12 protein-coding genes and 1 pseudogene are annotated in these 15,386 nt (G+C 65.1%); 4 read left to right on the forward strand and 9 right to left on the reverse strand.

Annotation, left to right across the window (positions count from 1 at the left end):
- From P0652_RS05420 to P0652_RS05450, 7 genes are all read right to left on the reverse strand, one after another.
- Positions 1-993, reverse strand: coding sequence for a WD40 repeat domain-containing protein (locus tag P0652_RS05420; RefSeq protein WP_502947462.1), 993 nt, complete (start codon positions 991-993; stop codon positions 1-3).
- Complete coding sequence (locus P0652_RS05425) at positions 993-2,057, reverse strand: CobW family GTP-binding protein (RefSeq protein ID WP_284178019.1); 1,065 nt, start codon at positions 2,055-2,057, stop codon at positions 993-995. Before P0652_RS05425 ends, P0652_RS05420 begins: the two co-directional genes overlap by 1 nt.
- Before the next feature lie 91 nt (positions 2,058-2,148).
- Entirely contained in the window at positions 2,149-3,108 is a 960-nt protein-coding gene (locus tag P0652_RS05430) for a metal ABC transporter substrate-binding protein (RefSeq protein WP_284177750.1), read from the reverse strand.
- A gap of 17 nt (positions 3,109-3,125) precedes the next feature.
- Positions 3,126-3,992 carry a metal ABC transporter permease gene (locus P0652_RS05435; protein ID WP_284177751.1) on the reverse strand — a complete coding sequence of 289 codons (867 nt, stop codon included), beginning with the start codon at positions 3,990-3,992 and terminating at the stop codon, positions 3,126-3,128.
- A 1-nt stretch (position 3,993) separates the two neighbouring features.
- On the reverse strand, positions 3,994-4,728 hold the full coding sequence (locus P0652_RS05440) for a metal ABC transporter ATP-binding protein (protein WP_284177752.1): 735 nt from the start codon (positions 4,726-4,728) through the stop codon (positions 3,994-3,996).
- Positions 4,721-5,008: a hypothetical protein gene (locus tag P0652_RS05445; protein WP_284177753.1), complete on the reverse strand. Its 288-nt coding sequence runs from the start codon at positions 5,006-5,008 to the stop codon at positions 4,721-4,723. The genes P0652_RS05440 and P0652_RS05445 overlap by 8 nt, the downstream gene beginning before the upstream one ends.
- A 49-nt stretch (positions 5,009-5,057) precedes the next feature.
- Complete coding sequence (locus tag P0652_RS05450; RefSeq protein WP_284177754.1) at positions 5,058-5,291, reverse strand: hypothetical protein; 234 nt, start codon at positions 5,289-5,291, stop codon at positions 5,058-5,060.
- 100 nt (positions 5,292-5,391) lie between these two features.
- On the opposite strand from P0652_RS05450, the pseudogene P0652_RS05455 reads away from it, so the two are divergent.
- A pseudogene (locus P0652_RS05455) lies at positions 5,392-6,988 on the forward strand (gamma-glutamyltransferase family protein).
- Here P0652_RS05455 and P0652_RS05460 read toward each other — a convergent pair.
- Positions 6,989-7,885 (reverse strand): nickel/cobalt transporter, encoded by an 897-nt coding sequence (locus tag P0652_RS05460; protein ID WP_284177755.1) that lies wholly within the window; start codon positions 7,883-7,885, stop codon positions 6,989-6,991.
- An 83-nt stretch (positions 7,886-7,968) separates the two neighbouring features.
- A complete protein-coding gene (locus tag P0652_RS05465) occupies positions 7,969-8,610 on the reverse strand; it encodes a DUF1007 family protein (protein WP_284177756.1) in 642 nt (213 codons plus the stop codon).
- A 243-nt stretch (positions 8,611-8,853) separates the two neighbouring features.
- Between P0652_RS05465 and P0652_RS05470 the strand changes: the two genes are divergently transcribed.
- The 3 genes from P0652_RS05470 (at position 8,854) to P0652_RS05480 (ending at position 15,374) form a co-directional block, all read left to right on the forward strand.
- Complete coding sequence (locus P0652_RS05470; RefSeq protein ID WP_284177757.1) at positions 8,854-12,357, forward strand: indolepyruvate ferredoxin oxidoreductase family protein; 3,504 nt, start codon at positions 8,854-8,856, stop codon at positions 12,355-12,357.
- Positions 12,358-12,464: 107 nt separating this feature from the next.
- On the forward strand, positions 12,465-13,148 hold the full coding sequence (locus tag P0652_RS05475) for a Crp/Fnr family transcriptional regulator (protein WP_284177758.1): 684 nt from the start codon (positions 12,465-12,467) through the stop codon (positions 13,146-13,148).
- 243 nt (positions 13,149-13,391) lie between these two features.
- Positions 13,392-15,374, forward strand: a complete 1,983-nt coding sequence (locus P0652_RS05480; protein ID WP_284177759.1) for an AMP-binding protein — start codon at positions 13,392-13,394, stop codon at positions 15,372-15,374.
- Positions 15,375-15,386 lie beyond the last annotated feature (12 nt).

The raw sequence follows: 15,386 nt of genomic DNA on the forward strand, positions 1-15,386 counted from the left end.
TCACACCGGCAGGGCCAGCAGCCCGGCGCCGCCGCTCTCCGAGCCGAAGGCCAGCCGTTTGCCGTCCTTGTCCCAGCCGAGGGCGGTAATCGGCGTGCCGTCCCCGCCGGCCCGGACGAGCAGCTCGGACGCATCGGTCAGGCGGACAAGCAGCACCCAGCCATCCTCGTAGCCGATAGCGAGAACCAGCGCTCGCGGATGGAAGGCGACGGTGGTCACCTTGGCCGGCCGGATCCCGCATTCCCTGGGGGCCTTCCCCGTAGGCCCTTCCTTCGCGAAGGGCCAGATGATCGCGGCCTCGGCGCCGGAGGTCGCGAGCCAGAGCCCGTCATGCGACCAGGACCAGGAGCGCGTCTTGGCGGGATAGCCGGACATGCGCATATGGCCCTTGTCCGCGAGGCGCCAGCCATGAAGCTGGTTCTCCTGCATCGAGGTGATCAGGAAGCGGTTGTCGGGCGAGAAACTCGTATCGAGATGCGGCCCCTTCCAGGTCAGCCGCTCCGGCTCGGCATCGGCATTCGGGAACCAGAGCGTGACGCCATCGATATGAGCGATGGCGAGGCGGAATCCCTTGGGCGCAAAGGCGAGGCCCTGCGGCGTCGAGGGCGCGGTCAGCGTTTTCACCTTGCCCTTGCCGTCCCGCACGGTGACCGTTTTCCCCGCCGACCAGGCAGCGCTGCCATCCGGCCCGATCGCGACGGCATCGATCCAGCGGCCCTTCTCGTTGCCGAGTTCGATCGTGCGGCCATCCGGGCCGGTCTCGACGACTCGTCCGTCATCGCCGCCGGTGACGAGCCGCTTGCCGGAATGGGCCGCCACGAGAATGGCATCGGCATGCGGACGCAGCGGCGCGGCCTCCCGGCCGAGCTGGATCCCGCCATCGGCAAAGACGAAGAGCAGCTCTTCGCCGAGGAAGCCGGCCTTCAGGACAAACCGGTCGAAGGCCAGGGTGGTGACGCGGTCAACCAGCGTCTGGACAGGCGCGGCCGGCATCAGGCGACGCAGGACAGGAAGCCCTGACGCAGGGCATCCTCATTGAGATTGCGGCCGATAAAGACAATCCGCGAGACGCGCTTCTCGTCCGGTTTCCACTCGCGCTGGAGATCGCCGTCCAGGATCATGTGAACGCCCTGGAAGACGAAACGCTTCGATTCCTTCGCAAAGGCGAGGATACCCTTGGAGCGGAGGATGTTCGGTCCTTCGGCCTGCACAAGATCATTGATCCACGGCATGAATTTCTCCGGATCGACATCGCCGGGATGTGCGATCGAGACCGATTGCATCTCCTCGTCATGGTAATGCTTCAGCCCGCCATGGTGGTGATGGCCATGATGATGGTGGTCATGCGTGCAATCCGGCCCGCAATCATGGTCATGGTCATGGTCATGGTCATGATCGTGATGGTGGTCATCCGCCTCGAGGAACGCGGGCTCGATCTCGAGGATGCGCTCGAGATCGAAGGCGCCGCGATCGAGCACTTCGGCCAGCGGGATCTGGCATTTCTGCGTCTTGTGCAGCCGGGCATAGGGGTTGATGCCGCGGATGCGGGCCTCGACCTCGCGCAGTGCTTCCGGCGAGACCAGATCGGTCTTGTTGAGCAGGATCACATCCGCAAAGGCGATCTGGTTCTTGGCTTCCGGCGCATCCTTGAGCCGGGCGGCCAGCCATTTCGCATCCGCCACTGTGACAACGGCATCGAGGCGGGCCTTCTCGCCGACATCCTGATCGACGAAGAAGGTCTGCGCCACGGGAGCGGGATCGGCGAGGCCAGTCGTCTCGACGATAATCGCGTCGAAGCGGCCCTTCCGCTTCATGAGGTTTTCGATGATGCGGATCAGGTCGCCGCGGACGGTGCAGCAGATGCACCCGTTGTTCATCTCGAAGACTTCCTCGTCGGCACCGACCACAAGGTCATTGTCGATTCCGATCTCGCCGAACTCGTTGACGATCACCGCATATTTCTTGCCATGCGGTTCCGAGAGGATCCGGTTGAGCAAGGTGGTCTTTCCGGCGCCGAGATAGCCCGTCAGGACTGTTACAGGGATCTTGTCCGTCATCGTTGTGCTCATGGCTCTTCCGCGCGGCCGCAATCGCCGCTTCTGTTGTCGCGTGTTTGAAACGAAACGCGAGGCGCTTCAAGTCCGAAGGTCATTCCGCCTTCAGGGCTTCGAGCAGCGTCCTCGCATTGTGACGCATCATGGCGATGTAGGTAGGGGCCGGGCCTTTTTCATCGGACAGGGCATCGGAAAACAGCGTTCCGCCGATTTTTGCCCCGGTCTCCCGCGCGATCTGCTCGGCGATCCGGGGCGAGTTCATGTTCTCGACGAAAATCGCGCGGGCCTTCTTCTGGCGCGTCAGTCGGATGATCCGGGCCACGTCCTTCGCAGAAGGTTCGGCTTCGGTCGACACGCCCTGCACAGCTTCGAAGGTGAAACCGAATTCGCGCGCAAAATAGGCGAGGGCGTCGTGGCTCGTTACGGCCACGCGGTGCTCCTTTGGCAGGGCGGCGAAGCTGGCCTCGAGATCGGCCTTCAGCATGGCCAGTTCGGCAAGATAGGCCTCGGCGTTGCGCCGATAGGCCGCCTCGCCGGCGGGATCGGCCTTGATCAGCCCGTCGCGGATATTGGCGACATAGGTCCGCACGGCTTCCACCGACTGCCAGGCATGCGGATCACCGGCGCCATGGTTGTGGCCATGGCCATGCCCATGTCCGCTATCGGTCTTGATCGGCTTGATGCCGGCGGTTGCGGTTACGACCGGAGCCTTGGTGCCGGCGCTCTTGATCAGGCGCGGCATGAAGGTCTCGAAGCCGAGGCCGTTGACGACGATCAGCCCGGCATCCTTGACCTTGCGGGCATCGGCAGGGCTCGCCTGGTAGACATGCGCATCGGCATTGGGCCCGACCAGCGGCACGACATTGGCACGATCCTTCGCCACCTGACGGGTCAGGTCGGCGAGGATGGAGAAGGAGGTGACGACTTCCAGCGGCTTCGCTGGAGCGGTCTGGGCGAGGGCTGTCGCCGGCCCGATCGCGAGGATCAGGGCACCGGCAAGGATCATCCGTCGACAGGTTATAACATCACGAAATTGCGGGGTGAGCTTGGCCATGGCAGGCCCTCCATTGTTCAGGCTTCGAGATGACGCCGGGGGAAATAACGCCGCACGATGCCGTGCGGACCGAGAGCAAGCGAGCCGCCATAGATGAGGCCGGCGACAAGGATGATGGCAGGCCCGGAGGCCATGCCGAGATGATAGGACCCCAGAAGGCCGACGAGATTGGCGACCATGGCCATGGGGATGGCAATCGCGATCATGGTCGAGACATCGTCAGTCCAGAGCCGCGCCGAGCCGGCGGGGAGCATCATGATGCCGACAACCAGCAGGGTTCCAAGCGCGTGGAACCCGGCCACGAGGTTCAGCACCACGAAGGTGAGGAAGCCGAAATGGAAGACCCAGCCGAACCGGGTGACACCGGCGGCAAAGCCGGGATCGAGGCATTCCATCACCACGCCGCGATAGCCGAGGGCCAGGGCGATCAAAGTGGCGGAAGCGACGGAGACGATCAGGACGAGCGTCGGATCATCCAGCGCAAGGATCGAGCCGAAAAGCAGCGCCAGCAGGTCGAGGTTCGAGCGGCTGGCGGAGATGAGGGTCACGCCGAGGGCCAGCGAGACGAGGTAGAAGGCCGCGAGGGCCATGTCTTCCTTGACGAGGGTTGTCCGCGACACGAAACCCGAGGCGATGGCCACGCCGAAGCCGGCCACGAGGCCACCGAGCGTCATCATGCCCAGGGACAGCCCGCCGATCAGGAAGCCCAGTGCCGCCCCCGGCAGGATCGCATGGGCCATGGCATCGCCGATCAGGCTCATCCGGCGCAGCATCAGGAACACGCCGATCGGGGCCGCGGCAAGCGAGATGGCGAGTCCGCCGACCAGCGCCCGGCGCATGAAGGGGAATTCGACGAAAGGGGCCAGCAGCAGGTCGTACAGCATGTCAGGCCGCCCGATGACACTCGGCTGCGCTGCGGTCGAAGGCTTCCGCCATCTGCCGTGCGGTTTCCAGCCTGTCAGGCGTCAGGACGGCCGGGGTCGGTCCCCAGCCGAGTGGATCGCGGGCGAGCAGCAAGGTTTCCGGGAAATGCCGGCGGACAAGCTCGAGATCATGCAGGACGGCGAGGATGGTCCGACCCTCGCCATGCCAGCGCGCCACGATCTCCAGAAGGTCATCGATGGTGCGCTGGTCGATGGCGGTGAAGGGCTCGTCGAGCAGGATCAGCGGGGCGTCCTGCAGCATCAGCCGTGCGAAGAGCAGCCGCTGCAACTGACCACCGGAAAGGGTGCGGATCGAGCGCTGTTCGAAACCGGCCAGCCCAACCAGCCCGATGGCCTCGATGGCGCGGTCACGCTCGGAGCGCGATATCCGGCCGAACATGCCGCGGCGACCGCAGAGGCCCGTCAAAGCGAGATCGAAAACCGTGACCGGAAAATCGCGGCTGAGATCGCCGACCTGCGGCATGTAGGCCATATGCGGGAAGGTGTTGACGATCCGCCCGGCCAGCGGCGCCAGCCGTCCGGCAATTCCCTTCAGCAGGGTCGACTTGCCGCCGCCATTCGGCCCGACAATCGCCAGCAGCGTGCCCGGGGCGATGCGGCCGTCGAGATGGTGGACGGCAGGGTGCCGGTCATAGCCGAGCGTCAGGTCCTCGAAGGCGAGAATCGGATCAGCCATCGCGCATGGCCCAGAGGGTGAGCGCCCAGAGCAGCGCGACCGGCGGTACTGCCAGCAGCAGGCGCTGGCCGGCCGAGAGCGCCATCAGCGAGAAGCGGGGTGGATCGGCCCGCTCCCGCCGCAGGGTCGGAATCTTGATCGGGGCATGGCGATGACCGGCATGGGCATGACCATGCGGATGGGCATGATCATGGGAATGCGTGTGGCCATGTGCAGGCGCCGCATCACGGGCAGGAGCAGGGGTGGCAAGACTTGCCAGGATGGGCGTCGGTTCCGACATGCCTGGCGTTATAATGTAACAGATTGACGAGGGCAACCGGCTTGCGCGGTTATTCGTAAACGGGTTCGGCCTTCAGGGCCGCTTTCACGAACAGCCAGCAGAGATAGATCCCCAGAGCGAGCGACAGACCGATCAGTCCCATCGTCACTTCCTCGCCCCAGCCCGTCAGGCCGCCGACGGCCCAGCCGAGCGCGAGCGCAGCAGCGAGAATTTCGGTTCCAACGAGGATGGTGGCGCAGATCACGGTCAGCGCGTTCTGGCGGTTCAGCGATTTTCCGGCCATCGGCTTTTCCTTGTGCAAGGCGTCTTTCCTGATGGTGGGGAGCGGTATAGCGTTTGGCAACCCGGCGCAATTGCCGATCCATAATTTCTGCAGGACCCTCATGCCCGATACCCCCATTTTCGGACACGCGGCAGTAGCCGCGCCGCATTTTCTCGCCGCTGAGGCCGGCCGCGATATCCTCGCTGCGGGCGGCAATGCCATCGAGGCGATGGTGGCGATGGCCGGCGTGGTGGCTGTGGCCTATCCACATATGAATGGCCTCGGAGGTGACGGCTTCTGGACCATCCGCACGCCGGACGGGAAGGTCCGCTGCATCGAGGCCTGCGGCTTTGCCGGGGCAAAGGCGACGATCAGCCGGTATCGCGCCAAGGGGTATGAGGCGATCCCGGTGCGCGGGGGCGATGCCGCGCTTACCGTGGCGGGTGCTGTCGGCGGGTGGCAGGCTGCCCTCGAACTCGCTGCAGCGTTCGGCGGCAAGATTCCGGTGCCGGACCTTCTGGCCCATGCCCGCCGCCATGCTGCCGATGGTGTGCCGGTTTCACAGAGCGAGGGCCGCTACATCGTCAAGGAGCGGGCGGAAATCGTGGCCGTGCCCTGGCTTCGCGGCGCATTTCCTCGCCGAGGATGGCGGACAGGTGAAGGCCGGGACACCGCGGCTCCAGCCGGCTTTGGCCGGTGTTTTCGAGCAGATGGCCCATGCGGGGCTGGACGATTTCTATCGTGGCGATATCGGCCGCGAGATCGCCGCCGATCTCGAGCGGGCCGGTTCGCCCGTCACGCGCGAAGATATGAAAGCCTATCACGCGCGGTGGCGCGAGCCTTTGCAGACGCGCATTCCCGGTGCCAGCCTGTTCAATGTTCCGCCGCCGGCTCAGGGGCTGGCCTCGCTGATCCTGCACGGGGTCTTCGCCCGCCTGCCGGAAGCACGGCCGGAGAGTTTCGAGCATCTGCACGGGCTGATCGAAGCGTCCAAGCGCGCCTATGCGATCCGCGACCGTGTGGTGACCGATTTCGATCATCTCACCGTTGACCCGGCCCGCTATCTGACGGAGGGGGCGCTGGCGAAGGAAGCCGCCGCCGTGAAGGGCGACCGTGCCGCCGGCTGGCCGATCCCCTCGGCCGAGGGTGACACGATCTGGATGGGCGCCATCGACGACAAGGGTATCGCGGTCTCCTTCATCCAGTCGCTCTACTGGGAATATGGTTCGGGCGTGGTGCTGCCGAAGACCGGGCTGATCTGGCAGAACCGCGGCATCGCCTTCTCGCTCGACCCGGATTCACTCAATCCGCTCCAGCCGGGTCGCCGGCCCTTCCATACGCTCAACACGCCGCTGGCGGTCTTCGATGATGGCCGGGTGGCGAGTTATGGCGCGATGGGCGGTGATGGCCAGCCGCAATTCCAGGCGCAGGTGTTCTTCCGCGCTTTTGCCTACGGCCAGAGCGTGGCCGAGGCGCTTGACCGGCCGCGCTTCCTGTTCGGCAAGACCTGGGGCAAGCCCTCGGCGACCCTCAAGGTCGAGAACCGGTTCGACGGTGCCGTGCTGGAAAAGCTCGACCGGGCCGGGCACCAGATCGAGCTGGTCGACAAGCCTTATGCCGATATGTTCGGCCATGCCGGGCTTCTGGTGCAGGATGCGCGGGGCCGGATCGAGGCGGGGCATGATCCGCGTTCGGACGGATCCGCCGAGGGGCTCTGATCAGGTTCCCGCAATCATCAGGCCCCAGACCAGCAGCAGGCCCAGGGCGGCGAGAGCGAGGCCGGCAAGCATCTCGAGGACGAGGCCGAGCCGCGCCCAGTTCGTCCCGCCGCGCGAGATCAGGTTCAGCGCCAGCAGCTTGGCCTTGACCGCGAGAAGGGCGAAGAGGCTGGTGCCGAGCGCGGTGCCGATGGCCATCACGATCACCGAGAGGGCGCCGGCGAGGAACAGCCCTTTCGACAGCGCGAAGACAAGCAGGATGATCGCGCCCGTGCAGGGGCGGATGCCGGCGCCGATCGCCATCAGGGCGAGGTCGCGGCGGGAGGCGGCGACAAGCTGGCGTGGATCGCCGCCATGCTGGTGGCCGCAGAGCGGATCGGCGCAAGCGGGGTCGTGGGTGAAGCCGGCGAACAGGAGCCGGGCCTTGCGCCAGGCCAGCCAGAGGCCCATCAGCGCGATCAGCGTGAACCCGCCCTTCTCGATCCAGGCGATGCTGGCATTCATGGTGCGGGCTGTGCCTCCGGCGAGGCCGGCAACGATGCCGACAATGCCGAGCGCGATGATCGCCTGCACCGCGGCTGCCGCGAAGGCGAGGCCGATGCCGCGCTTCAGCGCCCGTTCGTTGGCGAGCAGGTAGGAGGCAATCACGGCCTTGCCATGGCCGGGACCCACGGCATGGAGCACGCCATAGGCGAAGGCGAGGCCGAGCAGGGTGGCAAGGGCGGCCGGGCTGGTCTCGACCGCGCCGATGGCTGCCGTCAGCGCTTTGTGGAAAGCCGCCTGCTGGGCGAGAAGCCAGGCGCCAAGCCCGGTTGCCACTTCTGCCGCCGGCGCGGGCGGCCCGGCGCCGAAGGGCGAGCGGGTCTGCCCGAGAGCGGGCAGGGTCGCGAACAGCATCACCAGCGCCGCAAGAGGGCGGCTTCCGGGCAATGTCCCGCTGCGATGGCGTGGCTTTCGCAGCATCGCTTGCAGACGAAGAATCACTTGCAGGAAAAGCGGACCGGGATCGCCCAATCCGGGTTGGCGTTGGGGCCCATGCTCTGGAAGAAGCCTTCGCCCATCTGCGAGAGGCGCGCCATCACGCCGGGACTGGGCGGGCTGACCTTCGCTTCGCAGGGCTTGGCCGTGCCCTCGACCGTCACGGGCGTGCCCTCCTGGAAATTGAAGGCGACGAAGAAGGTCGGGTCATAGACCTCGAGTTGGGCCTCGGTCAGGCTGGGTTTCGCGCCGTCGACCGGCAGGGTGAAATGCAGGGTCAAGGCCTTGCCATCATGGCTGAGATAATAGTCGCTCACCGTGCTGAATTTCGTGGCGGCGCGGCCCTGCTTCAGGAAGCTGAAATACTCGTATTCGTTGAGCGATTCGACATTGACCTGCGCCAGTTCGGCCAGTTCCTCGCGGTCGAGCTTGCCGTCCTTGTTCTTGTCGAGGCCGGTGGTCGAGAAGGCGGAGAAGGCCTCGTCGAAGGTCCAGGCATGGCGCAGGGCGGTGATGGCGCCGCCGGCATCGGCCACAACCACCGTCCGCACACTCACCAGCACATGGGGATGTGCCGCGGCAGGCAGGGTGACGCCAGCCAATGCGCAGGCAGTGCAGAAAAGAATGGCCGGTAGCCGGAACATCAGGCGAAGCCCCCATACCCTCGCGAATCGGTCTAGCAGAAATCGGCCTGGGCCGCACGGGCCACCCATTCAGCCGGCTTTCCTGTCTCCTCACGTTTTGCGGCAAAAATAGGTCACTTTCGAGCCTTTCGAAACTCCCTCTTGAAAAGGTCAGCATTACTGACGTATACGAAGGGACAAGAAGCGCGCACACTCGCGATTGTCGCGAAAGAAGGCGCCGTGATTGGCAAGGGAGAATGCCGGATGGGCAAGCCTGTTCCGCTGAAGGATGTCACGCTGGACGACAAGTACGACCTTGCCGCCGAGCAGGTTTTCCTGTCGGGCACGCAGGCGGTGGTCCGGATGCTGCTCATGCAGCAGGAGCGCGACCGGCGCGCTGGCCTCAACACGGCGGGTTTTGTTTCCGGCTATCGCGGTTCGCCGCTGGGCGGGCTCGACCAGCAGCTTTTCCGGGCCGGCAAGCAGCTCAAGCGGCACGACATCGTTTTCCAGCCGGGCCTCAACGAGGATCTCGCCGCCACGGCCTGCTGGGGCACGCAGCAGGCGGAGATGCGCGGCGAGGGCAAATATCAGGGCGTGTTCGCGCTGTGGTACGGCAAGGGGCCGGGCGTTGACCGGACGGGCGATGTGTTCCGCCATGCCAACATGGCGGGCTCGTCGAAATTCGGCGGAGTCGTGTGCCTGTCGGGCGACGACCATACGGCTGAAAGCTCGACCAATGCCCACCAGACCGAGTTCAATTTCGTCGATACGATGATCCCGATTCTGAACCCGGCGGGGGTGCAGGAAATCCTCGATTTCGGCCTCCATGCCTTCGCGCTCAGCCGCTATGCCGGCGTCTGGGTGGCGGTGAAGGGCGTGAAGGACAATGTCGAGTCGACCGCCTCCGTCGATGGCCGGATCGACCGCGTCTCCATCGCCATCCCGAATGATTTCGAGATGCCGCCGGGCGGCCTCAACATCCGCCCGCGCGACAATTTCCTCGAGCAGGAAGCCCGGCTGCACGAATACAAGCGTGCGGCCGTGCTGGCTTATTTCCGGGCGAACAAGCTCGACAAGATGATCTATACCGGCGGCCGGAAGCCCCGGATGGGCATCATCTCGGTCGGCAAGAACTATCTCGACGTGATGCAGGCGCTCGACATTCTCGGCATCGATGCCGGGAAGGCCGACAGGCTGGGCCTCAAGCTGCTCAAGCTGGCCTCGCCCTGGCCGGTCGATCCGGACCTGCTGAAGGATTTCGTGCAGGATATCGACCTCTGCATGGTGGTCGAGGAAAAGCGCTCGCTGATCGAGGTGCAGGTGCGCGAGGAGCTGTACGGGTCGAAATACCAGCCCGTCGTTGTCGGCAAGAAGGACGAACAGGGCCAATGGCTCTTCCCGGTCAAGGGTGCGCTCGATCCGAATGACATCGCCATCGCTGTCGGATCGCGCCTGCTGGCGCGGCAGGACGATGCCGATCTCGCGCAGCGCGTCGAGCGGATCCGCCGTGCGCAGGGCGTGTTGTCCGAGACGGTCGATCTCGCCACCCGCACGCCGTATTTCTGCTCGGGCTGCCCGCATAACAGCTCGACCAAGGTGCCCGAGGGCAGCCGCGCCTATGCCGGCATCGGTTGCCATTACATGGTCCAGTGGATGGATCGCGAGACCGAGGGCTTCACCCAGATGGGCGGTGAAGGCACCAACTGGATCGGCGAGGCGCCGTTCTCGACGCGCGATCACGTCTTCCAGAATCTCGGCGACGGCACCTACAACCATTCCGGTGTGCTGGCCCTGCGCTGGGCCATCGCGACCAAGACCAACATCACCTACAAGATCCTCTTCAACGATGCCGTGGCGATGACCGGCGGGCAGCATCATGAGGGCAATCTCACACCCGACATGATCGCGCGGCAGGTGCGCGCCGAAGGCGTGGAGCGGATCGCCGTTGTCTCGGACGAGCCCGACAAATACGGCCCGGAATATACCTGGCCCGCGGGGGTGAGCTTCCATCACCGCTCCGAGCTGATGCCCGTCCAGAAGGAACTGGCCGGCATTCCGGGCGTGACGGTCATGATCTATGACCAGACCTGTGCCGCCGAGAAGCGCCGCCGCCGCAAGCGCGGGCTCTATCCGGATCCGGACAAGCGCGTGCTGATCAACGAGCTGGTCTGCGAGGGCTGCGGGGATTGCGGCAAGGCCTCGAACTGCGTGTCGGTGCAGGCGGTCGATACGGAATTCGGCCGCAAGCGCCGGATCGACCAGTCAAGCTGCAACAAGGATTTCTCCTGTCTCGACGGATTCTGCCCGTCCTTCGTCACGGTTTCCGGCGCGAAGCCGCGCAAGCTCGCCGGGTCGAGCAAGGGCACGGCCCTGCCGCGGCTGCCGGAGCCGGCCATTCCCGATCTCGACAAGGCCGCCTGGGCGGCCATTGTCACCGGTGTCGGCGGCACCGGCGTGGTGACGATCGGCGCGATCCTCGGCATGGCGGCCCATCTCGAGGGGCGCGGCTGTGGCATGATCGACATGGCGGGCCTTGCGCAGAAGGGCGGCGCGGTCTTCTCGCATATCCGGCTCGCGAAGACGCCGGAGGATATTCACGCCATCCGCGTTTCGGCCGGCATGGCGGACCTCATCCTCGGCTGCGACCTTGTGGTGTCGGGCTCGAAGAAGGTTCTGGCCAGTGTGAAGCCGGGCGAGACCTTCTTCGTCGTCAACACGGCCGAGGTGCTGCCGGGCGATTTCACCCGCAACCCGGATTACTCGCTGCCGACGGAGCGGCTCCGCCGGGGGATCACGTCCGCCGCAGGCAAGGATGCGTCCGGCCAGCCGCTGGCGCATTTCCTCGACGCGACCACGATCGCCACAACGCTGTTCGGCCAGTCGATCGCGGCGAACATGTTTCTGCTGGGCTATGCGTTCCAGCGCGGAGCGGTGCCGCTGCATGCGGATTCGCTGGAACGGGCCATCGAACTCAATGGCGAGGCCGTGGCGATGAACCGCGAGGCCTTCCGTTGGGGCCGCGCGGTGGCGCATGACCCTGAACTCGCGAAGGGGCTGGTCGCCAAGGCGCAGGCCGTGCCGGGCGCCGGCCTCGCGGCCACGCTCGACGAGGCGATCGCCCGGCGTGCCGAATTCCTGACCGCCTATCAGGACAAGGCGTATGCGGAATCCTATCGCCGGTTCGTGGCGCGGGTGCAGGAAGCGGAAGCGAAGGCGCTGCCGGGGGTGACAGCCCTGACCGAGCAGGTGGCGAAGAGCCTCTTCAAGCTGATGGCCTACAAGGACGAATACGAAGTGGCCCGGCTCTATGCCGGCGCTGCATTCAGCCGCCAGCTGAAGGAAGCCTTCGAGGGCGAGGACATGCGCCTGACCTTCCATCTCGCGCCGCCGCTTCTTGCGAAACCGGATCCTGCCACAGGCCATCCCCGCAAGATGAGCTTCGGGCCGTGGATGATGAAGGCGTTCGGATTGCTGCAGCACTTCAAGCGGTTCCGCGGCACCCGGCTCGACCCGTTCGGCTATACGGCGGAGCGGCGGGATGAGCGCGCCCGAGTCGGGCGGTATCGCGAGACCGTGGAAGCGCTGCTGGCCGTGCTCGATACCGGCAATCACGCGCTGGCGGTCGAGATTGCCGGCTTGCCGCAGCAGATCCGCGGTTTCGGCCATGTCCGGGCGCGGAATGCAGCGGAGACGGACCGGCGCGAGGCGGCCCTGCTGGCCCGCTTCCGGAACCCGCATATGCCGGCGCAGCTCGCGGCGGAATGATCGGCTGCGCCTTTCGGCGTGGTTGCCACCCGGAGCGCCGGGCGCGATAGTCGTCAAGCGGCGCCGGCACCGGACGGAATTGTCTTTGCCAGAGGACGGGATCTCACGTGATTTCTCTCGATGCCCTTCGACAGATGGCCGCCTGGGCCCGTGACCTGACACCGGAAGAGGCGGAGAAGGCGCGGCGCGGCATTGTCGAACGCACCTATGGGAAGGGCAATTACATCTGCCATCAGGGGGACCGCTTCGATTGCTGGGGCGGCATCGTGTCGGGCCTCGTCAAACTCTCCACCGTGTCGGATTCCGGCAAGCAGGTCAGCCTCGCCGGGCTGGCGGCGGGGGCCTGGTTCGGCGAGGGCAGCCTGCTGAAGAACGAGCCCCGCCGCTATGATCTCGTCGCCCTGCGCGAATCCCGGCTGATGCTGATGGACCTGCCGACCTTCAACTGGCTGTTCGAGCACAGCGTCGGGTTCAACCGTTTTCTCGTCCACCAGTTCAACGAGCGGCTGGCGCAGTTCATCGGCCAGGTCGAGAATGACCGCATGCTCGATGCGACCGGCCGCGTGGCGCGGGCGCTGGCGAGCATCTTCAACCCCCGGGTCAATCCGGGCGTCGGCACGCATCTCGCGATCACGCAGGAGGAAATCGGCCTGCTCTCCGGCCTGTCGCGGCAGGTGACGAACCAGTCGCTGAAAGTGCTCGAGCATGCGAGGGTGGTGCAGGTCGAGCGTGGCGGCATTGCCATCCGTGACTGGCTGGATCTCGTCCGGTTCGGCAATTCCGGCGCCTGACTGACGCTACCGAACGCCGCGCCGCGGAACAGGCGGAGCGCACAAGAACAATGATGTTGCGGGAATTCCCGGCATCTTGAGCAAAAATGACGCGCAGGCTTGATAGCTTAAGACCAAAAGACCTGCATGTCTGTCAAGGCCCATCTTGCGCAATCGGGCCTGTGCTGCGAACGTGAAGACAAGAAAAAGCGGAATTCAACGAAATTTCGCATCGGGGTCGAAACGGATCAAGGGAGAGTGTGCGTGACGGCAAATGCCACCGCCGAATTGGACACGTTTCCGAAACTGCTTCTCCGCAATGAGGCTGTCCGGCCGCATCGCCCGGCCATGCGCCACAAGGATCTCGGGATCTGGCGCGAATGGAGCTGGGGAGATGTGGCACGGCAGGTGCGCTGCTACGCCCTGGGGATGATGGCCCATGGCCTGCAGCGCGGCGACAAGGTGGCGATCATCGGCACCAACCGTCCGAAGCTCTACTGGTCAATCATGGCGGCGCAATCGGTCGGGGCGATTCCGGTGCCGGTCTATTCCGATGCCGTGGCCGACGAGATGGCCTATGTGCTCGACCATGCGGAGGTGCGCTTTGCCTGCGTGCAGGATCAGGAGCAGGTCGACAAGATCCTCGGCGTTGCCGACCGCCTGCCGAAGATCGAAATCGTCTTCTATGACGAGCCGCGCGGCCTGAGGGATTATGACCATTCCCGCCTGCAGGCCATCGACGAGGTGATCGCGCAGGGCGAAGGCATCCTTCTGAGCGACCCGGCCGCCGTGAAAAGGCTGGATGATGCCATCGCGTCCGGCAAAGGCAGCGATACCTCGGTGATCCTCTACACGTCCGGCACGACCGGCCGTTCGAAGGGCGTGATGCTCTCGGCGGGAGGCTGCGTGAAGGCGGCCACGGATACGGTCGAATTCGACGGGCTGACCGACCAGGACAACGTGATCGCCTATCTGCCGCTGGCCTGGGTGGGCGACCATTATCTCAATTACGCGCAGGCTCTGGTGGCCGGCTTCACGATCAACTGCCCGGAAAGCCCGGAAACGGCCGTGGAGGACCGGCGCGAGATCGGCACGACCTTCGCCTTCGCACCGCCCCGCGTCTACGAAAGCATGCTGACCCGCATCATGATCCGGATGGAGGATGCCGGTTGGCTGAAGCGGAAGATGTTCCACTATTATCTCGGCGTGGCCAAGAAATGGGGCGAGAAGATCCTTGACGGCAAGCCGGTGCCGATCGGCGCCCGCCTGAATTACGCTCTGGGCGAGGTGCTCGTCTACGGGCCGCTCAAGAACGTGCTCGGGATGACGACGATCCGCATCGCCTATACCGCCGGCGAGGCGATCGGGCCGGAACTGTTCTCGTTCTATCGCTCGATCGGGCTCAACCTGAAGCAGCTCTACGGGCAGACCGAGGCGTTCCTGTACGTCACGGTGCAGAGTGACGGGGGCGTGCGGGCGGATTGCGTCGGCCCGGCCACGCCGAATGTCGAGATCCGTATCGATGAGAATGGCGAGGTGCTCTACAAGTCACCCGGACAGTTCATCGGCTATTTCAAGGAGCCGGAAAAAACCGCCGAGACCATGACCGAAGACGGTTATGTGCGTACGGGCGATGCCGGTTTCTTCGAGAAGGACGGCCAGCTCCGCATCATCGACCGGGCCAAGGATGTCGGCAAGCTGCGCAGCGGCGCGCTGTTCGCGCCGAAATATCTCGAGAACAAGCTCAAGTTCTTCCCGAATATCCGCGAGGTCGTTGCCTTCGGACAGGGCGAGGATTTCGTGACCTGCTTCATCAATATCGACCTGACGGCGGTAGGGAACTGGGCCGAGCGGAACAATGTCTCCTACGGTTCCTACCAGGAACTGGCCGGACACCCGCAGGTCTATGATATCATTGCCGGGCATGTCGCCGAGGTGAACCGCCAGCTCTCCGAGGAACCGATGATGGCCCATGCGCAGATCCGGCGTTTCCTGGTGCTGCACAAGGAGCTGGATGCGGATGATGGCGAGCTGACGCGCACGCAGAAAGTGCGGCGCAGCTTCATCGCCGATCGCTACGGCCCCCTCGTCACGGCGTTGTATGACGGATCGACCGAGGCCGATATCTCGACCGAAGTGACCTTCGAGGATGGCCGCAAGGGCGTCATCTCGGCGCGGGTGCGCGTGATGGATGCGAAGGTCGTGCCGGTCTCCACGCCGGCTTCCCAGCCTGCGCGCGCCGCCTGAAACCGCCGGAGG

Origin of the sequence: Rhabdaerophilum sp. SD176 (genome assembly GCF_030143245.1) — a bacterium.
Lineage (GTDB): Bacteria > Pseudomonadota > Alphaproteobacteria > Rhizobiales > Beijerinckiaceae > Rhabdaerophilum.

Coding starts and splice junctions, on each gene's coding strand:
- P0652_RS05465 (WP_284177756.1), bottom strand. CDS start 8,610: ATGTTCCGGCTACCGGCCATTCTTTTCTGCACTGCCTGCGCATTGGCT.
- P0652_RS05440 (WP_284177752.1), bottom strand. CDS start 4,728: ATGGCTGATCCGATTCTCGCCTTCGAGGACCTGACGCTCGGCTATGAC.
- P0652_RS05460 (WP_284177755.1), bottom strand. CDS start 7,885: ATGCTGTTCGCGACCCTGCCCGCTCTCGGGCAGACCCGCTCGCCCTTC.
- P0652_RS05450 (WP_284177754.1), bottom strand. CDS start 5,291: ATGGCCGGAAAATCGCTGAACCGCCAGAACGCGCTGACCGTGATCTGC.
- P0652_RS05420 (WP_502947462.1), bottom strand. CDS start 993: ATGCCGGCCGCGCCTGTCCAGACGCTGGTTGACCGCGTCACCACCCTG.
- P0652_RS05430 (WP_284177750.1), bottom strand. CDS start 3,108: ATGGCCAAGCTCACCCCGCAATTTCGTGATGTTATAACCTGTCGACGG.
- P0652_RS05470 (WP_284177757.1), top strand. CDS start 8,854: ATGGGCAAGCCTGTTCCGCTGAAGGATGTCACGCTGGACGACAAGTAC.
- P0652_RS05425 (WP_284178019.1), bottom strand. CDS start 2,057: ATGACGGACAAGATCCCTGTAACAGTCCTGACGGGCTATCTCGGCGCC.
- P0652_RS05445 (WP_284177753.1), bottom strand. CDS start 5,008: ATGTCGGAACCGACGCCCATCCTGGCAAGTCTTGCCACCCCTGCTCCT.
- P0652_RS05435 (WP_284177751.1), bottom strand. CDS start 3,992: ATGCTGTACGACCTGCTGCTGGCCCCTTTCGTCGAATTCCCCTTCATG.